Raw genomic sequence first — 19651 nt, forward strand, 5'->3', positions numbered from 1 at the left:
TTCTGCCGTTATATAACCTCTGTTTGGTTATAAAGGCATTTTCCGGCTACCCATGTCTGATGGATGGCCCTGTCGTCGCCCAGCATACTTAGTGCAAAGAGCATGTCCTGGGCCGAGGCAGTATCAGCCAGTCTAAGTGCGCTAAGCTCGTCAAACTCGGGTGATAAAACTACAAAATCAGCCATCGTGCCGGGATTCAGATTACCAATTGCGTTTTCCATGTTGTAGGCAGAGGCGGGGCCCTGAGTCATCATATACAGACCTTGCAGCGCAGAGAATGTTTGCTGCTGCAGCTGAGCGATTTTATAGCCTTCCCCATAGGTACGAAACATATTAAAACTGGTCCCGGCCCCCACATCTGAGGCCAGCGCAAGGTTGGCCTCCACTGCCCGGGCTTTGTCCAGATTGAACAAACCACTGCCGAGAAAAAGATTGGAAGTAGGGCAGAATGCTGCAGTGGCGCCACTCTCTCCCAGTCGCTGCCACTCATGATCAGTCAAATGTATGCAATGACCAAATACTGCCCGGGGTCTTACCATATGATACTTATCGTACACATCAAGATAGCCATCAGTATCCGGATACAACGACTTAACCCACTCAATTTCATCCATATTTTCAGAAAGGTGCGTTTGAATAAATACATCCGGATATTGCTGAGCCAGCTCACCCAGTGCAGACATCTGCGCCTGAGTACTGGTGGGGGCAAAACGTGGGGTGAGGCCATACAGATTACGGCCCTTGCCATGCCATTTGTCAATTAAGGAGGCACTCTCGCGCTGAGCTGACTCAGCCGTATCCTGTAACCAGGGTGGGCAGTTTCTGTCCATACAGACTTTGCCTGCTATTATGGCCATATTTTGCTCGCTGGCAGCGTCAAATAAAATATCAGTGGCGCTGGCATGTACAGACGAAAAAACCAGCCCGGTGGTGGTACCGTTCTTAAGCAGCTGGCGCAAAAAAGTGCTGGCTATCTTTCTGCTGTAAGCGTCCTCTGCGAATTTTTTTTCTGTAGGAAAGGTATAGGTTTCAAGCCAGTGAAGAAGTTGCTTACCATAACAGGCAATCATTTCGGTCTGCGGGTAATGCAAATGACTGTCTATCAGACCCGGAATAATCCATCTTCCGCGATGATCATGATATTGCGCATTCGGGTAGTCGGTGGCTGTTTCTTTATAAGGACCTAACGCCACTATTTTATCGTGGGCTATGACCAGGGCACCATCAGAATAGCACTTTACATCCTTATCAGGATCAGTGGTCGATTGAGAAAAATGTACGATACCAGCGCGGAAAATTTGGTGTTTAATCACTAACAGCCTCAAGCGGAATTGAAAACAAAAAACAACCGCCCACAAGCGTATACAGTGCATGAACAGCGGTTGCTGCGGGAGTTTACAGTGCTTGGATATGGCAGGGCAAGAGGCATGGACGGATAGTATTAGTGACAAAGTAATTTATTCTAATAAACAGCAGGTGCCATAAAATACGCTATGCAGCTAATGGGCGCCTGATGGCTGATTATTATTAAAACCCGCCTGCGCATTATGTCTTATCGTCGATATGCTCTGAGGCACAAGGGCAGGTAGCATGCAGCTTCTTTTGTTACTACGCATGATGCCAAAAGTATTAAATAAGGTCGCAGCGGGCAATTTTTCATTGCGCTCAATCATTGTGCGCGTCATCATAAAGTTATAATGGTTTTGAGAAATACTATTATGGCATCATTTAGCAAATACCGTTGTGTGTCGTAGTTGGTCTCATTACTGGTAATTTCATTAGCAGCGTGCTTTAAAAGGAGCTAATGCATGATCAAATACGCAGCAATCGTAGGTTTAGCCCTGATCCTGACAGGGTGTTCAAAACTCACTCAGGAAAATTATGAAAAACTTGAAATGGGGATGTCTCAGGCTGATGTTGAAAAAGTGCTGGGCAAAGCAGATACCTGCAGCCGTTCACTAGGCACCCGCAGCTGTACCTGGGGCAGCGAAGATAACACGCATATCAAGGTTATGTTCATGAGTGACAGAGCCGTTACTTTTTCTTACGAAGGTCTGTAGCTATTAAATAGCGCCGGTGACATCTGCCGACGCCGCTGTGCTTGCACGGATAAGCGTGTGAGCAAATCAGTATCACTTCAGATCCAGCGCGTACCGCAACAAAAATATCACCGCCAGCGCGTAGGTGAGCAAACTGACCTCCCGCCCTTTGCCTGTTCCCAGCATGACTGTTACATAGGTAATAAAACCCAGTGCAATGCCCTCACTGATACTGAAGGTCAGTGGCATGGCCAATAGTGCCACCGACGCTGTAGCCAGTGCGCCTAAATCATCAAAATCGAGTTGTCGGATAGAATCCATCATAAGAATACCCACCATAATCAGTGCTGGAGTGGTAGCCATGAGTGGTATGATTTTCATCAGGGGCGTAAATAACAAGGATAGTAAAAAGCAGGCCGCCACTACTAATGCAGTCAGTCCCGTACGACCGCCGGAGGAGACACCAGCCGCTGACTCGACATAACTGGTAACCGGAGATGTTCCTAATGCAGCGCCTGCGATGCTGGCTGTCGCATCTGCATTCATTGCAGCACCAATACGCGGTAACTTACCCTCTTGGTCGAGAAGGTTGGCCCGTCTGGAAACCCCTATCAGTGTTCCGATGGTGTCAAACATATTAACAAACATGAGTGCAAAAATGAGATCCCAGGTTTCAGAAAAGTGCTGTATGGGATACCACAGATCCATGGCCATCCAGGTACTCTCGATACTATCAGGCAAGCCTAGGAAGGCACTGGGGCGTGCTGTCAGCATGCCATTTTCGGTGGGGATAAACAGACCAATTATAGTGAGTACAACTATGGATAGCAGAATGCCACCGGTGATACGTTTGATAACCACTACAATGGTAAGCAAAATCCCCGCTAGTGCGAGCATTGTCGCTGGCTCGGACAAATCACCCAGCGTGACAAATGTAGCCGGATGATCTACCACAAGCCCTGCATTGCGCAGACCAATGAAGGCAATAAACAAGCCGATTCCACACTGTACGCCAATTTTCAGCGAGGCGGGAATCGCCTCCGCTACCCTGGTGCGTACGCCTGTGAGCGTCAGCAACAAAAATAAAATACCATTCCAAAAAACAATCCCCAGTGCGGCCTGCCATGAAATGTCCCGGGTCATACAGATGGTAAACGCGAAGAACGCATTCAGCCCCATGCCCGGCGCCAGTGCGATGGGATAATTGGTCATTAACGCCATTAGCATTGTGCCAATACATGCAGATAATGCGGTAACGGTAATCAGTCCTTCTACCGGCATACCACTAAGTCCCAGAATGCCAGGGTTGACCACCAGTATATAGGACATGGCTGCGAACGTAGTAAAGCCGGCGATGAGCTCTGTTTTTACTGTTGTACCATGTTGAGTCAGCTTAAATAGTCGGTCAAGTAATGTCGTCATGGGGGATCTCAAGCGGGCAAGTCGTCAGTATTAATTTCAAATTGGTCATATTCATCGAGACAGTTCTTTTTCTCAGCGTGGCCCTGCGCGATGCCAACTCTTTTTCATATATTCATCTGTAAATCTACCGCACCCAAATGGCCATGGTTTTCAGCATCGTCTCAGGAGGTATATTCGTAAGTAATTTACGAAATCAGCTTTCATGAGGTGCCTTAAATGACTAAAATAGAGACAGTTGCATTCGGCGTGGCAGATATCTGGCAATTGTGCGTGAACCAATGAGTGGGTGCAATCTTTACTGTGTTATGTGATTGTTAACATGGCAACCGTATTCCTTTTTAATTAAGTGAGCTTATGCCTTTATCTTCTCTTATTTCGTCATTGCCAAAAGCAGAGTTACACCTGCATATTGAAGGCTCACTGGAGCCCCAATTAATGTGGGACCTGGCCAAAAAGCATGCTATTCGCCTACCTTATGCCAGTGTGGCTCAGATAGAGGCAGCATATCAGTTTGCTGATTTGCAAAGCTTTCTGGACGTTTATTATGCAGGCGCTAGCGTATTGCTTGATGAAGACGACTTTTTTAAGCTGATGTGGTCTTACTTATGCCGTTGCCGCGAACAGAATATTGTGCATGCGGAGATTATGTTTGATCCCCAGGCCCATACTGGCCGTGGCATTTCTTATCAGACATTTATGCCAGGATTTATTAAGGCGATAGCCAGGGCCGAGGATGAGTGGGGCATGAGCGTAAAGCTGATATTGTCCTTTTTGCGACATCTTAGTGAAGAAGAAGCATTTACTACCTTAGCGCAGGCAAAACCGTATTATCGTTTTATTGAAGCGGTAGGTCTGGACAGTTCCGAGAAAGGTCACCCTCCGGCAAAGTTCAAAAATGTGTTTGCCCGCGCTCGTCAACTCGGTTTTAAAGTTGTCGCTCATGCTGGTGAAGAGGGGCCGTCAGATTATATCTGGCAGGCTATCCATTTATTGGGCGTAGACAGAATCGATCACGGTGTTCGCTGTCTGGAAGACCCCGCTCTGGTTAGTTTGTTAAGAGAACGGCAAATTCCTCTTACAGTTTGCCCGCTTAGTAACCTGAAATTAAAAGTCATCAAAGATATGGGCCAACATACATTGTTTACCTTATTGGAACAGGATTTATTGGTTACAGTGAATTCTGACGATCCTACCTATTTTGGCGGTTACCTGAACAAAAACTTCAATGTCCTGCATGAAGCGTTGAACATGGATGCGCAGCAACTACGTAAGCTTGTGAGCAACAGCTTCAAAGCAAGTTTTATGGAAGATGCACAAAAACAGCATTGGATTGATAAAGTTAATGCTTACTTTTAGCTGTTAAGTGTGTAGATCAGGGGTGACAATACGTATCATTTCATTGTCATGGTCCTGATAATGAGTTTCTGCCACGTTTTTAGGATGGTGTTCAGCCGGTCTTTTGCTAATAAGCGGTTTTTTGTATTTTGCGCTGGTGTAGTGCGCTGTTTGATATCATGAGCCTTCATCTGACTATTCCTTTGCACTAAATTTACATCCGATGAAACGCATGCTAAAACCTCAACATTGGTTGAGGTAAAGTGTTTTTTACGATGACTCATTTATCAGTAGGGAAAGTTGCTCAGCGTTGCGGTGTTAATGTTTCCACACTGCATTTTTACGAGAAAAAAGGTCTTATCTTCAGCAGCCGCAACGCGGGAAATCAGCGGCGTTACGCCAGTTCTACCATTCGCCGGGTTTCATTGATTAAGGCAGCCCAGCAATTGGGCATTTCCCTGGAGGAAATTCGACAGGTATTTGACCAGTTGCCGAAGTTTGCTGCGCCAAGTCAGCACCAGTGGCAGCTGATGGCCAGCAACTGGCAACGTCAGCTGGAAGTACGAATTAGCCAGTTGCAGACATTGAAAACATCATTGACAGGATGCATTGGTTGCGGCTGTCTGTCTATGCAGTCGTGTCCGCTCTACAATGCTAAAGATAAACTGGCTGCTGAAGGACCCGGTCCGGTTCTTTTGCAGCGCAAATATTGATTAAGGCAGCGTTCAGCGAATATCAAAAATGTGTTTCGGAAGAGGCTAGAAATGCTTTTTCCTCAGGCGTAGAGCTACGTCCCATCGCTTCATTGCGTTGTGGATAACGTCCGAATTTGACTAACACGTCCCGGTGTCTCACTTCAAAGTCCATTTGTTTTTCCAGGCCCGCCACATCGAATAATTCCAGGGCAATATCATGAACGTCTAACGATTCACTGTGCATAAACGGCATATATAAAAATGTCACTTCCTGTACTGTTAGCGCTTGATCGGCGCCTGCCGCCACGGCTTCCTGTGCCAGCAGAAGTGCGGCTAAGTCACACCGATAAGCCGCAGGAGTATGCCGGTGAATATTCCTGGAAAACTGATCAAGCACGATAATCTCTGCAAGACGACCATGAGGTGTGGCCCGCCACGGCCATAATTCACCATTGGCAGCAGCTTGGTGAACTGCGCCAAATCTGGAGCGGATAATGTTGTCTAATCCGTCATCAGGTTTGAACCACTGCTGTGGTTCAAGTTCATCAAACCAGAAAGAAACCACTTCGGTGGCCTCTTCCATAGTAATTAGCGGCTTAACATCCATTCCGTCTTTCCCTATTCCGGTCACAAGGCTTGGTGTACTATAGTGGATGAGTACATAAATTAGTCAACTTTGTTGTTGCTTATTTATTACGTCACCCGTAGGTATGAGGTTTAGTCTAACACCCGCTATTTAAATTCAATCCACGCCCGTTTCTTTACAGTAACCACTGTATGCATATTTTGTTGTGACTCCGGGTGTGGCATGAAGTTCTGTTTTCTCGTCTTAATTGTTTTCACCAGCCTCATTTCCGGCTGTCAGACCCGGGGGCTTTCCGGTGCCAAAGATATTCCTGTTGCGCCTTTTTTTGCCCATTCGATAATCAGTGATATATCCACTGATACGAAGAGCGACAGTGTGCTTATGACCAGAACACGCCCGGGAAAACCAGCGGCAGTCTTCGTGTATGAATCAGATAACGAAGCGTTTGCCAGGCTGAGTCACGCAGACGGGATTGCCCGCCAGGCAATAGAATTTTTACCTGGCAGCCGAGCCGGGCAGTATCGTTATTTATTTTCCGCTACTGCTGCAGACGGGGGCACGCACATTAAAGCTAGCATCAATGGGCATATTATCGACCTTACACCCGGACGGCAGGTTCATGCGCGTTTTTTAGGCTTTAGTGCTACCAGAAGAGATCTTTTCCTGGCGTTGTCTTACGCTGGCGCCGACGGAGTAAAAGTTCAGCGGTATCGAACGGATAATTTTGCTTCTGTCACAATTTTTGAAAATCCGATGAAGCTTAATGTGTCCGCTGTCAGTCCCGACGGTCGCTATGTGGCAGGTAAAAAAGTTATTTCAAATAATCATCATCTGATTTATGTGGCTGATGTCACGTACGCTGAGCCAGTGATCAGATGGCGAGGTAATGCGCAAGGTGATAATGGTTGGTACACTCCGCTCACATTTACGCCGGATAGCGAAGCACTGGTATTTACCAGTGATGATAATACTCCGTATCAACAATCTTATCTGTGGGAATTGCACAATGATAATGTGACCGACTTCCTGCCTGTGGAAGGAAATGTTACTGCGGTTAGATTCGGCAAAAACCAAACTATGGCAGCCGAACATATTATAGACGGACGTCAGTATGTCACCGTATTCAATCAGAAAAAGCAAAAACTATTTACCACCGCTGGTGACCGAAACAGTTGGCGTCCGCGCTTTCTCGCTGCTTCTGGACGCTGGATTGTGCTGCAGGCCGATGATCGCCATGTCCCAACGCCGGTTATTTTCGATAACCATCAAAATAGTGAGCAGTTATTTTCTACCGGAGAACCAATCACTGCGGTAAGCTCACAGGAGGTGTTCTATTTTGGCTTTGATGGACTTAAGATTCCGGCACGATTATACCGACCACCGGCGGCGTCGTCTGAGGCTCCGGTCCCTGCGGTAGTCTATGCCCATAGCGGATTTGATAACTATTTTGCGACCAACTATCACCCGCATATACAGCATCTTGTAGCGAGCGGGTATGCCGTGCTGGCAGTAAATTACCGTGGTTCAGCAGGCTTTGGCCGCCAGTTTCGCCAGGTAAATGATAACCAGCAGGGGGTCACCGATACACGTGATATTATCAGTGGTGGTCGGTTTATAGCCGGTTTGCCATGGGTTCAGGCAAACAACATCGCGGTAGCCGGACACAATTATGGCGGTTTTCTTGCGCTTTCCTCGCTGATGCAGTCCGATGTTTTTCGTGCAGGAATTAATGCGTTCGGCGTCACTAATTGGCTTACATTCTTACAGTCTGTGCCTTCGTGGTTGCCCGACTACCACGCCTACCTGAGCAGTGAGTTTGGTGAACCTGAGCGCAACTCCCAAAGGCTGGAAGCGATCTCTCCGGTTTTTCATGCAGAACGATTTCAGGTTCCGGTGCTTATTGCGCAGGGCGAAAAAGACCCTTACGTACCCCAAACTCAAACCGATGACTTTGTCGCAGCGTTAAACACACAAGGCACTACTGTAGAGTATGTGGTCTTTGCCAACGAAGGCCACGGGCTGAACCAGACACGCAACCAGATTATCTTACAGCAGCGTATTATAGCCTTTTTGCAGCAACATTTATTATCCGAAAATCGCTAATTACCTTACGTTACTTTTTCAATGCTTAAACAGTGTCTGAGCTTTACGCCCGTGTACAGCGTATCGCTATAAAGTTTTTATTTACCAGGAGCTCAATGTGGCTTCAGCGTTTTTTCTCGGTTCACTTCAGGGCAGTGCCTCGGTGAACGCTATTTCGCCGATAGTACAGTTATGGGAAGATATAGTAGTACGTTTGCCGACCATCGGTCTGGGGTTACTGATACTGTTAGCAATGTTTGCGGTATCAGGTCCGGTTGCATCATTTGTACTACGGCCATTTGGTCATCTCACCCAAAGCCCGCTGATACGTTCAGTGTCGAAGCGAACCATTAGTATTCTGATTATCTTGCTTGGCGCTTATTTGTTTTTAAAGCTGGCCGGACTGACCGAATTCGCTGTTGCAATTATCAGTGGTACGGGTGTGTTGGGAATCATTCTCGGATTCGCATTCAGGGATATCGCTGAGAATTTCATTTCCAGCCTGTTGCTGACAGTGCAGCGTCCCTTTCGAATTGGTGATGTCGTTGAAATTGATAATTACCTGGGCGTCATTCAGAAAGTCACCGCACGCGCCACAACAATGGTGGATTTTGACGGTAACCATATTCAGATCCCCAATTCGACCGTGTATAAAGGCGTTATCAAAAACCTTACCGCCAATCCGAATATGCGTGGTCAGTTTGTAATCGGCATCGGCTATGATGCCAATGCCCGTCACGCGCAGCAGCTTGCAATGCAGGTGTTGCAGGAGCAGGAGGAAGTGCTTGACGAGCCTGAACCGCAGATCCTCATTGACGCGCTGGGTTCTGCCACGTTAAATCTCAAGGTCTATTTCTGGATCGATGTGGAAAGAACCAGTGTACTGAAAATGGCGTCGGTACTTATGCGCCGGCTGGTGGAAACATTTGATAGCGCAGGTATTAGTATGCCTGATGATGCGCGTGAAATCATTTTCCCACAGGGTGTGCCAGTGATTACTGATCAGTCCGGGTCACAACGGTCAACGCCTTCTGAGGAAAAACAATCAATGCAACATCACGCGATGGCGGATATAAAAAAACGCTCAGATTCCCATGACGAAGATGTCAGCAGTGAGACGCAGGAAATTCGCCGTCAGGCGGCTAAAGCCAGGGACCCTGAGGGCGGCGAAAATATTCTTTAATTGGTGACAGGGGCCTGGGGCGATAAATTACAGCGTGCGAACAATGTTTGCCATAAGGCAACATGATCCCGGATCGCCTGTTGATACCGATTGAATGCTTGATCAGACTGGGTTTGTAAATAAGCTTTGAACTTCGCTGACAAGGCAGGATGCTGCTGCCAGCGTTGCCAAACCGGTAGCATCTGGTAGTGATACTGGTTGAGCTTACTGCCTACGGGCTGAATATTTTCTATAAAAAACAGATAAAACACATTACGTAAAATCTTTACCTGCTCGGAGGCTTTTCCGGCCGGGCAGGATAACTGCGGCAGTAACGTTTCTAAGGCGCTGCTCATGGAATTAAGGTACGAGGTGATAAATCGTTGGGTTCGCCATATTTTGGCAGGTAAGCGCGAAGAATCCAGTACGCTAAGTTCGTTTTCCAGGCCACTGAGGTCAATTGCCTCACCTGTTGCGATGGCGTCGATAAACATTAATGCAGAGATAGCCGCACCGGCATCTGGGTTGCCATCAACTGTTAATAGCGTGGTGCTGCGTCCAAATGCGGCCCGGGTTTCCTGACTTGTCTGTACCAGATTAGCCCATAGCGCCGGGCGCTGAGCTTGTTTAGCCGCACGCCACTGTTGAAGTTGCTGTTTTAAAGCCGGATCGTCTACATACTGGCTACAGCGTTGTAACTGGTTGAGCAGCTCAATTTCGTAAATATAACGCTGTGAAGGGTGGGCGGTTTTACCCAGTGCAGTGTTTCGCTCGGCGACCAGCGTGCCCAGTTCGCACTCCTGCAATCGATAAAAATCCCTTAAGTTTACGTTAAACGACGCCACATCATTATACATCTGCTTTGCGTCAGGATATCGCAATGCCTGCGGTTCAGGTACTGGCGGCAAAGAGGTATCCAAAACCCGGGCCACACGGGTGCGATATTCCGACAAATCGTCACGCACATCGGCTTTCATGCATCCGCCTAACAATAGCAGAAGTGTGCCAATTACACAGATGAAACGTTGTTCAGGCACTGGCATTTGAGGCGATACTGCGGCCGCCATCCACATATAAAATTTGACCGGTTACATAGCTGGCCTCAAGCAGATAATGCATGGCATGAGCAATGACTTCTGGGCTGCCCAGTTTGTTCAGCGGAATACTGGCAAGCAGCGCATTTTTCTCTGCTTCTGACATGGTGCGTTCGGGCCACAAAATTGCGCCAGGTGCAATACCGTTTACCCGTACTGATGGCGCCAGCTCACCGGCCAGCGAACGGGTCACAGAGGCCAGAGCAGACTTTGCTGCGCAATAAACCGAATGGTTTGGCAAGGGTCTGTCAATGTGCATATCAACCAGATTCAGAATCAACCCCTTCTGTTCCTTTAACGTGTCATGTAGCGCCTGACTAAGGAATAATGCACCTTTGACATTGCTGCCCATCAGTAAGTCCCACTGGGTGTTGTCGATATCTCCAATTGGCGTCGGAAAGAACGATGATGCATTATTAATAAGCACATCAACCTGACCAAAAGCATCCAGCGCCTTGCTGGCAATTTTGCGAATATCGTTCAGGTTGCATAAGTTGCCCTGAACCTGCGCGGCAGATGCCGGACGAACTTTGTTAAGCGCCTGACAAAGCTCCAGCGCCTCATCGTCAGATTCATGAAAATGAATAATCACGCGCCAGCCACGCTGGTGTAAACTTTTAACCAAATGTGCACCAATTCGTCTGGCACCACCGGTGACCAGCGCCACAGAACCTGTCATGGTAACTCCTTTAGATTACAACTCTTTTTGTAAATCTATAATGGCAGATTTCGACGCTTGCAGGTAGTGGCCGCCAAATAATAGGGCATGATTAAGTAAATGATAAAGCTGATAGAGTCTGCTGCGCGTCCGATAGCCATCCGCTGGCGGATAATGCGTGTAGTAACGCTTATAAAAATGGTCAGGGAGGCTGCCAAACATACGCGTCATGGCAATATCTGTTTCACGGTCGCCCACATATACCGCCGGATCGAAGATAACCGGCCCGTCCGGACTAAAACCAATATTGCCTGACCACAGGTCACCATGCAGCATAGCCGGTTCGGGCTGATAATCCGCAAGTATAAGCGCAACGTTTTCGATAAACCGAGGCGTGTCGGTGAGCGAATCTCCCTTTGCATCAAGCTTATTTAACATGGCGCCAATACGATATTGGGCAAAAAACTCGGCCCAGCACGAATGTTGGGTGTTCAGCTGCGGGCTCAAACCAATATAATTGTCGTCGGGCCAACCGTATTGGGAGCCCGGCGCGCTCTGATGAAAATGCGCCAGGTCATCGGCAAACTGTTCCCAGCTTGCCGGTTCAGGCCGGATAAACTGAATGTACTCCAACACAAGATATTCGTAGTCGGGATTCGTGGTCGTTCCCCGACAAATGACGGTTGGACAGCGTATACTTACAGTATTCTGGATAGCATGGTTCCCATCTGCCTCGTGCACAAGCTGGTACGGCCCCTGATCCTGGCGAATTTTGACAAAATATCGCGCAGTATCATTTTCCAACAGACAGGCTGAGTGAGAGTCACCACCGGAAACCGGGCGGGTGCGGGGAGTGTTGAAGCGGGTTCCGGTGACCTCGCTGATATGCTCACAGATTGCTACGCATACCTGAGATGGTAAAGAAGACCGTAGTGTCATTAAAGGGTGTATCCTTAGCCAATACCGGCGGGTGAGTGATATTTCAGTGGTTACGCCTGCCGCTTAATTTTTGATCCACAGGATAGTAATTAGTCTGTTTATTCACCCTTGTTTTCATTTGCTTGTCTTAAAGCATTGCATGACACAGGTAAGCCGTTATAATTTCCAGCGTTTTGGCATCAGAGCATGTCTTGTCCGCTGTTGGGATAACCAACAACCCACACACTCAGATAACCGCAAGTGGCACAGAGTAGGTGTCACCACTGTAAAGGAATTAAAATGCCTGTAATTACTCTTCCTGATGGAAGCCAGCGTGCTTTCGATAACCCTGTTTCGGTAATGGATGTCGCTAACGATATCGGCCCTGGTCTGGCTAAGGCGACTATCGCTGGTAAAGTCAACGGTGAGCTGGTCGATGCCGTCGATGTCATCGAACATGATGCGCAGCTGCAAATTATTACTGCGAAAGACGAAGATGGTCTGGAGATTATCCGTCACAGCTGTGCTCACCTGTTGGGGCATGCCATTAAGCAATTGTGGCCCGATGCAAAAATGGCCATTGGACCGGTTATCGACAATGGCTTTTATTACGATGTCGATATGGCACACTCATTAAGCCAGGATGATTTACTAAAGCTGGAAAAGCGAATGCTGGAGCTGGCGAAGACCAATTATGATGTGGTCAAGAAAAAAGTTAACTGGCAGCAAGCAAAAGCGACATTTGAAGAACGTGGTGAACCTTATAAGGTTGAAATTCTGGATCAGAATATCAGCAAGGATGATCATCCAGGCCTTTATCACCACCAAGAATATGTAGATATGTGTCGTGGCCCACATGTGCCGACCATGAAATTCTGCCATCATCTGAAGCTTATGAAAGTGGCGGGCGCTTACTGGCGCGGCGACAGTGACAACAAAATGTTGCAGCGTATTTACGGCACCGCGTGGGCGGACAAAAAACAGCTTAAAGCCTACCTGCAGCGCTTGGAAGAAGCGGAAAAGCGGGACCATCGCAAAATTGGTAAAACACTGGATTTATTTCACTGGCAGGAAGAAGCTCCTGGTATGGTGTTCTGGCACAACGATGGCTGGTCAATTTACACAGAGCTGGAATCCTATGTGCGTGAAAAGCTTCGCCAGTACGATTACGGGGAAGTGAAAGGCCCTATGATGATGGACCGTTCGTTGTGGGAAAAATCCGGTCACTGGGATAAATATGCTGAAAACATGTTTACCACAGAGTCGGAAAAACGCGAATACGCAATCAAACCCATGAATTGTCCGGGCCATGTGCAAATCTTTAACCAGGGGCTTAAATCCTATCGTGATTTGCCCCTGCGTATGGCGGAATTTGGCTGCTGTCACCGCAACGAGCCGTCTGGCGCACTGCATGGGTTGATGCGTGTACGTGGATTCACCCAGGACGACGCCCATATTTTTTGTACCGAAGAGCAGATCCTTGAAGAGGTGAGTGGCTGTATTAAGATGGTCTATGAAACCTATGCTGCATTCGGTTTTGATAAAGTAGCGGTGAAGCTTTCAACTCGGCCAGAAAAGCGGGTAGGCTCTGATGATATCTGGGATAAAACCGAAGCTGCGCTGGCCGAAGCGCTTAAGTCAAATAATATTGACTTTGCCTACCAGCCAGGTGAAGGGGCTTTTTACGGGCCGAAAATAGAATTTACTTTGCACGACTGTCTGGATCGTGCCTGGCAGTGTGGTACTGTGCAGCTGGACTTTTCAATGCCAGGTCGTCTGGGCTCTACCTATGTCGCCGAAGATGGTGAGCGTAAAGTCCCGGTCATGATTCACCGCGCGATTCTTGGCTCGTTAGAGCGGTTTATCGGTATTCTTACTGAAGAATACGCTGGCTATTTTCCATTGTGGCTGGCACCACAACAGATGGTCGTATTAAATATTACTGACAATCAGGCTGATTATGTCACTGAAACTGTCAAAAAATTGCAAGAATTTGGGTTTAGAGCAAAGTCTGACTTGAGAAATGAGAAGATAGGCTTTAAAATCCGCGAGCATACCTTAAAGCGTATTCCTTATATGTTGGTTGTCGGCGATAAAGAAGTTGAAGCTGGCGAAGTAGCAGTTCGCTCCAGACGCGGCGAAGATTTGGGCACGATGAGCCTGAACGCGTTTGTGGAATTAGCGAAACAGGAAGTTGCGCAAAAAACGATAAAATAATATCGTGAGGTTATTAAGAGTTGCCTGCCAGGAACTGACAAAGCCGGCAGGCATAAAGATTTAATTTTTGGAGGAATAGCACATTAAAGGCGCTAACAATAAGGCTCAGGGCGCAAAAGCCCGCATAAATGATGAAATCAACGCCAGAGAAGTAAGACTTATCGGCAAAGAAGGTGAACAGGTAGGTGTGGTTACGCTAGACGAAGCCATGCAAACAGCTGCTGAAGCAAGCCTGGATCTTGTAGAAATTAGTCCGAATGCCGAGCCGCCAGTCTGTAAAGTTATGGACTATGGCAAGTTCCTCTTTGAAAAAAGTAAAGCTCAGAAAGAGCAAAAGAAAAAGCAAAAGCAAATTCAGGTCAAGGAGGTTAAATTCCGCCCTGGCACTGATGAAGGCGATTACCAGGTAAAACTGCGCAACCTGCGTCGCTTTCTGGAAAGTGGTGATAAGGCTAAAGTTACGATTCGCTTCCGCGGACGTGAAATGGCCCACCAGGAAATTGGTATTGAGCTGCTGAATCGGATTCGTACCGATCTAGAAGACGTTGCCAATTGTGAGTCTTTCCCTCGTCGGGTAGAGGGCCGTCAAATGATCATGGTTCTTGCCCCAACTAAGAAGCAGTAATGGTCTAAAGTTTTTGGGAATCTGCACCCCAAAACACCTTGCTGCACAACGTAACCGGCCAAATGGTGACTGCACACCAAAGTAGCCGATATTAAACAATGCGGAGTTTTAGCAATGCCTAAAATGAAATCAAACAGTGGTGCCGCCAAGCGTTTTAAAAAAACGGGCTCAGGCCGCTTTAAAAGCAAACAGTCTCACTTGCGTCACATTCTGACCAAGAAGAGTACTAAGCGTAAACGCCATTTACGTGGCAAAAAACTGGTTCATGACGCAGATACCAAATTGGTTCAGCGCATGTTGCCTTACGTTTAAGACGAGGAGACTGAATAATGGCTAGAGTAAAACGCGGCACAATCGCACGTGCACGTCACAAGAAAGTTTTAAAACAGGCTAAAGGTTATTACGGTGCTCGTTCGCGCGTATATCGTGTAGCTGTACAGGCAGTAACAAAAGCTGGTCAATATGCATACCGTGACCGTCGTCAGCGTAAACGTCAATTCCGCCAACTGTGGATTGCACGTATCAATGCTGCGGCTCGTCAAAATGGCATGTCTTACAGCCGTTTCATTAACGGTCTGAAGAAAGCGTCTGTCGAAATTGATCGTAAGATCCTTGCCGACATCGCTGTACATGACAAGGTAGCATTTAGCGCATTAGTCGAAGCGGCTAAAGGCGCATTAGCTTAATTTTTTAAACTAAATTAAGTTTAAGTTCTTTCGGAAAACGGCGAGCAGGATGCTCGCCGTTTTTCGTTTCCCCCTATTCATTTAATTGCGTTACCGTTGTTTTATCGTTCCGGTCAGCGCCTAACTATCTCAATTATCTGCGTTCACACCTTCACAGTTGGCATTAGACACATTTATTTGTGTAAATGCCGGATTTATCAGCCCGTTAGGGTAGCGATAACTTTTGTCACTCGTGTAGACTATAGCCTTTTAAAGTTCAGACGCACTCTGGCACTGTGACAGAGTTTCCCGTCAATCGCCACGTTGAGGAAATCATGGAACTTGAAGCGATTATCAGTCAGGCGCAGAGTCAGATTGATGCTGCCCAAGACGCAGCCACACTCGATCAGGTTAGAGTCGAGTTCATGGGTAAGAAAGGTAAACTGACCGAGCAGTTAAAAGGCCTGGGTAAGTTATCCGCCGAAGAACGGCCTGCCGCCGGGCAAAAAATCAATCAGGCTAAACAAACCATTGCCCAGGCTATTGCTGCAAAAGGCGAAGCCCTGCGCAGCGAAGAAATGAATAAAAAGCTGACAGAAGAGGCCATTGATGTCACGTTACCTGGCCGGGGTGAACAACCAGGGACTATTCATCCGGTAAGCCGCACTATTGCCCGTATTGAAGCATTTTTTGGGGAACTTGGGTTCGCCACGAAAACCGGTCCTGAGGTCGAGGATAGCTTCCACAATTTCGATGCTTTGAATATACCTGCGAATCATCCGGCACGAGCCGATCATGATACCTTCTATTTTAATCCGGATGTGATGCTGCGTACACAAACGTCTGGCGTTCAAATTCGCACTATGGAAGTAGAAAAGCCGCCTCTGCGAATTATTTCGCCCGGTCGCGTCTACCGCAACGATTACGATCAAACTCATACACCGATGTTTCATCAGGTTGAGGGGCTGATGGTTGATAAAAATGTCAGCTTTACAGAGCTTAAAGGCATTTTGCATGACTTTCTGCATCACTTTTTTGAAGAGTCACTGGAAGTACGTTTCAGACCGTCTTATTTTCCTTTTACCGAGCCTTCAGCCGAGGTGGATGTAATGGGTAAAAATGGGCAATGGCTGGAAGTACTGGGTTGCGGAATGGTCCATCCCAACGTGCTGAAAGCGGTAAATATCGATCCTGAAGAATATACTGGTTTTGCCTTTGGAATGGGTGTGGAACGACTGACGATGCTTCGTTATGGCGTTACCGACCTTCGCTCCTTCTTTGAAAACGATCTTCGTTTTCTGAAACAATTCAATTAAGGCAGGGCAGAGAAAATTATGAAATTCAGTGAAAGTTGGTTAAGAGAATGGGTTAACCCGGCATTATCCTCTCATGCCTTGTCTGAACAACTCAGCATGGCAGGGCTGGAGGTTGACGATGTAGCCGCAGTGGCCGGTGATTTCAGTGGCGTTGTGGTGGGGGAAGTGGTCGAATGTGGTCAGCACCCAAATGCCGATAAGTTGCGCGTGACTAAAATCGATGTAGGCGGTGATGAGTTGCTTGATATTGTATGTGGCGCACCAAACTGTCGTCAGGGTATCAAGGTGGCGGTAGCGACTGTTGGCGCTGTGTTGCCGGGTGATTTTAAAATTAAGAAAGCGAAGCTACGTGGCGAGCCGTCATTTGGCATGCTGTGCAGCTTTTCAGAGTTGGGTATCAGTGAAGATCATGATGGGATCATGGAGCTTCCTGCTGATGCACCCGTCGGTCAGAGTCTACGTGATTATCTGCGTTTGGATGATAAAAGCTTTGATGTGGATCTGACCCCCAATCGTGCTGACTGTCTTGGTATTCGAGGGATTGCCCGGGAAGTGGGAGTGCTCAATAATCTCGATGTGGTCGAGCCCGTAGTAGAGCCTGTAGCAGAGCAGATAGAAGACAAGCCGGAGATTACTCTGGACGCTCCTGCCGCCTGCCCTCGATATGTGGGGCGGGTACTACGCAATGTTAATGTTAAGGCTCACACGCCACTATGGTTACAGGAAAAACTTCGGCGAAGTGGCATTCGCAGTATTGATCCCATAGTCGATGTGACAAATTATGTTTTACTTGAGCTGGGTCAGCCACTGCACGCCTTTGACTTAAAAAGTATCGAAGGTGGCATTCATGTGCGGTTTGCCAAAGAGAACGAAACATTAACATTGTTGGATGAAACTACCGCGGAACTTAAGTCAGATACACTGGTTATTGCTGATGATAAAAAGCCCCTGGCCATGGCAGGTATATTTGGTGGACTGCATTCCGGCGTAACAGAGGCAACCTCAGATATCTTACTGGAAAGCGCTTTTTTCTCCCGCGAGGCCATCATGGGGCGGGCACGCCAGTATGGCTTGCACACAGATGCCTCACATCGTTACGAAAGAGGGGTTGATCCGCAGCTTCAGCGCGATGCTATGGAACGCGCTACGGCACTGATTATTGATATTTGTGGTGGTGAACCTGGTCCGGTCGTTGAAGCTGTCAGTGAAAAGCATTTACCCGAAGTCAGAACGGTGGTGCTACGCAAAACCCGTCTGGCACGTGTGCTGGGTGTGCAAATTGACGATGAAATCGTGACCCGGATGCTGACACGGTTAGGTCTTAGAGTAACAGAGCTTGAAGACCGCTGGCAGGCCGAAGTACCCAGTTACCGCTTTGATATTGCCATTGAAGAAGATCTCATTGAGGAGGTCGCCCGCGTATACGGCTATAACAATATTCCGAATATTGCGCCTACCGCCGCACTTTCCATGTTACCGGCCCGGGAAAGCAGTATTCATGCAAATGTATTCAAGTCACTGTTAATTGGTCGCGGGTATTCAGAAGCAATTACCTATTCCTTTGTCGATCCAAAGATACAGGACAGTCTGTTTCCTGAGGTCAAAGGGATGGTATTACCCCATCCGATTGCTTCAGATATGTCGGTGATGCGGGTTAGTCTCTGGCCAGGATTATTGCAGGCGGCGGCCTACAATCAGAAACGCCAACAATCGCGCATTCGACTATTCGAAACTGGTTTACGTTTTGTCCCTGAAGAAGGCGCGGAGAATGGTGTGGCACAAACGCCTGTTATCGGCGGTTTATTGCTGGGTCGGCGAGAAGCAGAAAGCTGGCAGAGTAGTGATGAAGCTGTGGACTTTTATGATGCAAAAGGGGACGTGGAAGCACTACTGGCATTAACTGCAAAAGCGGGGCAGGTTAGCTTTCGCGCCGCCGAGCATAGCGCACTGCACCCAGGCATGAGTGCACAGATTTTATTGGATAATGAATCAATAGGCTGGGTTGGCGCGCTGCACCCGCAATTTGCCAAAGTTACTGGCGTTAATGGACGCCCGTTTTTGTTCGAGCTGAACCTTAACATGTTGTCTAACAGGCAATTACCTGTAGCAAAAGCGATCTCAAAGTACCCTGCAAACCGTAGAGATATAGCAATAACAGTGAAGGATGACGTTTCTGTGGGTGCTATTCTTTCTCACATAGAAAAAGTTGGCGCAAATCAATTAGTTGGCCTAAACTTGTTCGACGTATATAAAGGTAAGGGTATAGCGCCGGGAAGCAAGAGTCTGGCTCTGTCTCTTATTCTGCAGAATCCGGAGAAGACTCTGGAAGAAGCAGAAATTCAGGCTGCGGTAGATACCGTGGTAAAAGAGCTACAAACCGAGTTCGGGGCAGCGTTAAGAGAGTAAACTATGGCATTGACCAAAGCCGAAATGGCTGAACACTTATTCGAAAAACTGGGTATCAATAAAAAAGACGCTAAGGATTTAGTGGAGGCCTTCTTTGAGGAAGTTAAAGAGGCCCTGGAATCTGGTGAACAAGTGAAATTGTCCGGTTTTGGTAACTTTGATCTTCGTGATAAAAATGAACGGCCGGGACGCAATCCAAAAACCGGTGAGGACATTCCCATCAAGGCGCGGCGGGTTGTTACCTTCCGTCCTGGTCAGAAGCTGAAAAGCAGGGTGGAAAACTCCAAACCACCCTCTGAGTAGTTTGTCTTTCACACATAATAGTGTTTAGAAAAGCGGCCAGTGTCACCCCGGCCGCTTTTTTTGTCTGCTTTACATCCCTATGACAAACCGCTAGGGTTGGCCGCGATTTTGATGTAGACGCTTACTCT

The 19651-nt window shown here is 47.6% G+C and carries 18 protein-coding genes; 12 read left to right on the top strand and 6 right to left on the bottom strand.

Features of this window, described 5'->3' with window-relative positions:
- Positions 1 to 8: 8 nt before the first annotated feature.
- On the bottom strand, positions 9 to 1373 hold the full coding sequence (gene guaD, locus F458_RS0100275; RefSeq protein ID WP_018981361.1) for a guanine deaminase: 1365 nt from the start codon (positions 1371 to 1373) through the stop codon (positions 9 to 11).
- Positions 1374 to 1808: 435 nt separating this feature from the next.
- On the opposite strand from guaD, the gene F458_RS0100280 reads away from it, so the two are divergent.
- A complete protein-coding gene (locus F458_RS0100280; RefSeq protein ID WP_018981363.1) occupies positions 1809 to 2060 on the top strand; it encodes a hypothetical protein in 252 nt (83 codons plus the stop codon).
- Positions 2061 to 2132: 72 nt separating this feature from the next.
- Here the strand turns inward: F458_RS0100280 and F458_RS0100285 are convergent, their stop codons facing one another.
- Positions 2133 to 3461, bottom strand: a complete 1329-nt coding sequence (locus tag F458_RS0100285; protein WP_018981364.1) for an NCS2 family permease — start codon at positions 3459 to 3461, stop codon at positions 2133 to 2135.
- A gap of 354 nt (positions 3462 to 3815) precedes the next feature.
- Between F458_RS0100285 and F458_RS0100290 the strand changes: the two genes are divergently transcribed.
- Together F458_RS0100290 and soxR are read left to right on the top strand one after the other, a co-directional pair.
- Positions 3816 to 4817, top strand: coding sequence for an adenosine deaminase (locus F458_RS0100290; protein ID WP_018981365.1), 1002 nt, complete (start codon positions 3816 to 3818; stop codon positions 4815 to 4817).
- 254 nt (positions 4818 to 5071) lie between these two features.
- Positions 5072 to 5509, top strand: a complete 438-nt coding sequence (soxR, locus tag F458_RS0100300; protein WP_018981367.1) for a redox-sensitive transcriptional activator SoxR — start codon at positions 5072 to 5074, stop codon at positions 5507 to 5509.
- Between the two features lie 22 nt (positions 5510 to 5531).
- Here soxR and F458_RS0100305 read toward each other — a convergent pair whose 3' ends face one another.
- Positions 5532 to 6098: a DUF924 family protein gene (locus tag F458_RS0100305; RefSeq protein WP_018981368.1), complete on the bottom strand. Its 567-nt coding sequence runs from the start codon at positions 6096 to 6098 to the stop codon at positions 5532 to 5534.
- A 201-nt stretch (positions 6099 to 6299) separates the two neighbouring features.
- Between F458_RS0100305 and F458_RS0100310 the strand changes: the two genes are divergently transcribed.
- Both F458_RS0100310 and F458_RS0100315 read left to right on the top strand, forming a co-directional pair.
- On the top strand, positions 6300 to 8180 hold the full coding sequence (locus F458_RS0100310; protein WP_018981369.1) for a prolyl oligopeptidase family serine peptidase: 1881 nt from the start codon (positions 6300 to 6302) through the stop codon (positions 8178 to 8180).
- A 97-nt stretch (positions 8181 to 8277) separates the two neighbouring features.
- Positions 8278 to 9342, top strand: a complete 1065-nt coding sequence (locus F458_RS0100315; protein ID WP_018981370.1) for a mechanosensitive ion channel family protein — start codon at positions 8278 to 8280, stop codon at positions 9340 to 9342.
- Here F458_RS0100315 and F458_RS18805 read toward each other — a convergent pair.
- From F458_RS18805 to F458_RS0100330, 3 genes are read right to left on the bottom strand one after another with little or no spacing between them, the layout of a single operon-like run.
- Positions 9339 to 10298, bottom strand: a complete 960-nt coding sequence (locus tag F458_RS18805; RefSeq protein WP_018981371.1) for a DUF3080 family protein — start codon at positions 10296 to 10298, stop codon at positions 9339 to 9341. The two genes, F458_RS0100315 and F458_RS18805, sit on opposite strands and share 4 nt — an antisense overlap.
- Before the next feature lie 52 nt (positions 10299 to 10350).
- A complete protein-coding gene (locus tag F458_RS0100325) occupies positions 10351 to 11094 on the bottom strand; it encodes a pteridine reductase (protein WP_018981372.1) in 744 nt (247 codons plus the stop codon).
- Positions 11095 to 11109: 15 nt separating this feature from the next.
- Positions 11110 to 12012, bottom strand: coding sequence for a fructosamine kinase family protein (locus tag F458_RS0100330; RefSeq protein ID WP_018981373.1), 903 nt, complete (start codon positions 12010 to 12012; stop codon positions 11110 to 11112).
- 279 nt (positions 12013 to 12291) lie between these two features.
- Between F458_RS0100330 and thrS the strand changes: the two genes are divergently transcribed.
- The 7 genes from thrS (at position 12292) to ihfA (ending at position 19523) form a co-directional block, all read left to right on the top strand.
- Positions 12292 to 14208 (top strand): threonine--tRNA ligase, encoded by a 1917-nt coding sequence (gene thrS / locus F458_RS0100335; RefSeq protein WP_018981374.1) that lies wholly within the window; start codon positions 12292 to 12294, stop codon positions 14206 to 14208.
- A gap of 82 nt (positions 14209 to 14290) precedes the next feature.
- A complete protein-coding gene (infC, locus tag F458_RS0100340; protein ID WP_083928550.1) occupies positions 14291 to 14833 on the top strand; it encodes a translation initiation factor IF-3 in 543 nt (180 codons plus the stop codon).
- Positions 14834 to 14947: 114 nt separating this feature from the next.
- On the top strand, positions 14948 to 15145 hold the full coding sequence (rpmI, locus tag F458_RS0100345; protein ID WP_018981376.1) for a 50S ribosomal protein L35: 198 nt from the start codon (positions 14948 to 14950) through the stop codon (positions 15143 to 15145).
- Positions 15146 to 15162: 17 nt separating this feature from the next.
- Positions 15163 to 15519, top strand: coding sequence for a 50S ribosomal protein L20 (rplT, locus tag F458_RS0100350; RefSeq protein ID WP_018981377.1), 357 nt, complete (start codon positions 15163 to 15165; stop codon positions 15517 to 15519).
- Between the two features lie 314 nt (positions 15520 to 15833).
- On the top strand, positions 15834 to 16814 hold the full coding sequence (gene pheS / locus F458_RS0100355) for a phenylalanine--tRNA ligase subunit alpha (RefSeq protein ID WP_018981378.1): 981 nt from the start codon (positions 15834 to 15836) through the stop codon (positions 16812 to 16814).
- An 18-nt stretch (positions 16815 to 16832) separates the two neighbouring features.
- A complete protein-coding gene (pheT, locus tag F458_RS0100360; RefSeq protein ID WP_018981379.1) occupies positions 16833 to 19220 on the top strand; it encodes a phenylalanine--tRNA ligase subunit beta in 2388 nt (795 codons plus the stop codon).
- A gap of 3 nt (positions 19221 to 19223) precedes the next feature.
- The gene (gene ihfA, locus F458_RS0100365; protein ID WP_018981380.1) at positions 19224 to 19523 is read left to right on the top strand and encodes an integration host factor subunit alpha; all 300 of its coding nucleotides are present in this window, start codon (positions 19224 to 19226) and stop codon (positions 19521 to 19523) included.
- The last annotated feature ends 128 nt before the right edge of the window (positions 19524 to 19651 follow it).

It is taken from the genome of Salinimonas chungwhensis DSM 16280 (assembly GCF_000378185.1).
Lineage (GTDB): Bacteria > Pseudomonadota > Gammaproteobacteria > Enterobacterales > Alteromonadaceae > Alteromonas > Alteromonas chungwhensis.

Excerpts from the sequence above, each read along its gene's own strand:
- guaD (WP_018981361.1), bottom strand. The coding sequence starts at position 1,373 with ATGCACTGTATACGCTTGTGGGCGGTTGTTTTTTGTTTTCAATTCCGC.
- F458_RS0100280 (WP_018981363.1), top strand. The coding sequence starts at position 1,809 with ATGATCAAATACGCAGCAATCGTAGGTTTAGCCCTGATCCTGACAGGG.
- F458_RS0100285 (WP_018981364.1), bottom strand. The coding sequence starts at position 3,461 with ATGACGACATTACTTGACCGACTATTTAAGCTGACTCAACATGGTACA.
- F458_RS0100290 (WP_018981365.1), top strand. The coding sequence starts at position 3,816 with ATGCCTTTATCTTCTCTTATTTCGTCATTGCCAAAAGCAGAGTTACAC.
- soxR (WP_018981367.1), top strand. The coding sequence starts at position 5,072 with ATGACTCATTTATCAGTAGGGAAAGTTGCTCAGCGTTGCGGTGTTAAT.
- F458_RS0100305 (WP_018981368.1), bottom strand. The coding sequence starts at position 6,098 with ATGGATGTTAAGCCGCTAATTACTATGGAAGAGGCCACCGAAGTGGTT.
- F458_RS0100310 (WP_018981369.1), top strand. The coding sequence starts at position 6,300 with ATGAAGTTCTGTTTTCTCGTCTTAATTGTTTTCACCAGCCTCATTTCC.
- F458_RS18805 (WP_018981371.1), bottom strand. The coding sequence starts at position 10,298 with ATGAAAGCCGATGTGCGTGACGATTTGTCGGAATATCGCACCCGTGTG.
- F458_RS0100325 (WP_018981372.1), bottom strand. The coding sequence starts at position 11,094 with ATGACAGGTTCTGTGGCGCTGGTCACCGGTGGTGCCAGACGAATTGGT.
- F458_RS0100330 (WP_018981373.1), bottom strand. The coding sequence starts at position 12,012 with ATGACACTACGGTCTTCTTTACCATCTCAGGTATGCGTAGCAATCTGT.
- thrS (WP_018981374.1), top strand. The coding sequence starts at position 12,292 with ATGCCTGTAATTACTCTTCCTGATGGAAGCCAGCGTGCTTTCGATAAC.
- rpmI (WP_018981376.1), top strand. The coding sequence starts at position 14,948 with ATGCCTAAAATGAAATCAAACAGTGGTGCCGCCAAGCGTTTTAAAAAA.
- rplT (WP_018981377.1), top strand. The coding sequence starts at position 15,163 with ATGGCTAGAGTAAAACGCGGCACAATCGCACGTGCACGTCACAAGAAA.
- pheS (WP_018981378.1), top strand. The coding sequence starts at position 15,834 with ATGGAACTTGAAGCGATTATCAGTCAGGCGCAGAGTCAGATTGATGCT.
- pheT (WP_018981379.1), top strand. The coding sequence starts at position 16,833 with ATGAAATTCAGTGAAAGTTGGTTAAGAGAATGGGTTAACCCGGCATTA.
- ihfA (WP_018981380.1), top strand. The coding sequence starts at position 19,224 with ATGGCATTGACCAAAGCCGAAATGGCTGAACACTTATTCGAAAAACTG.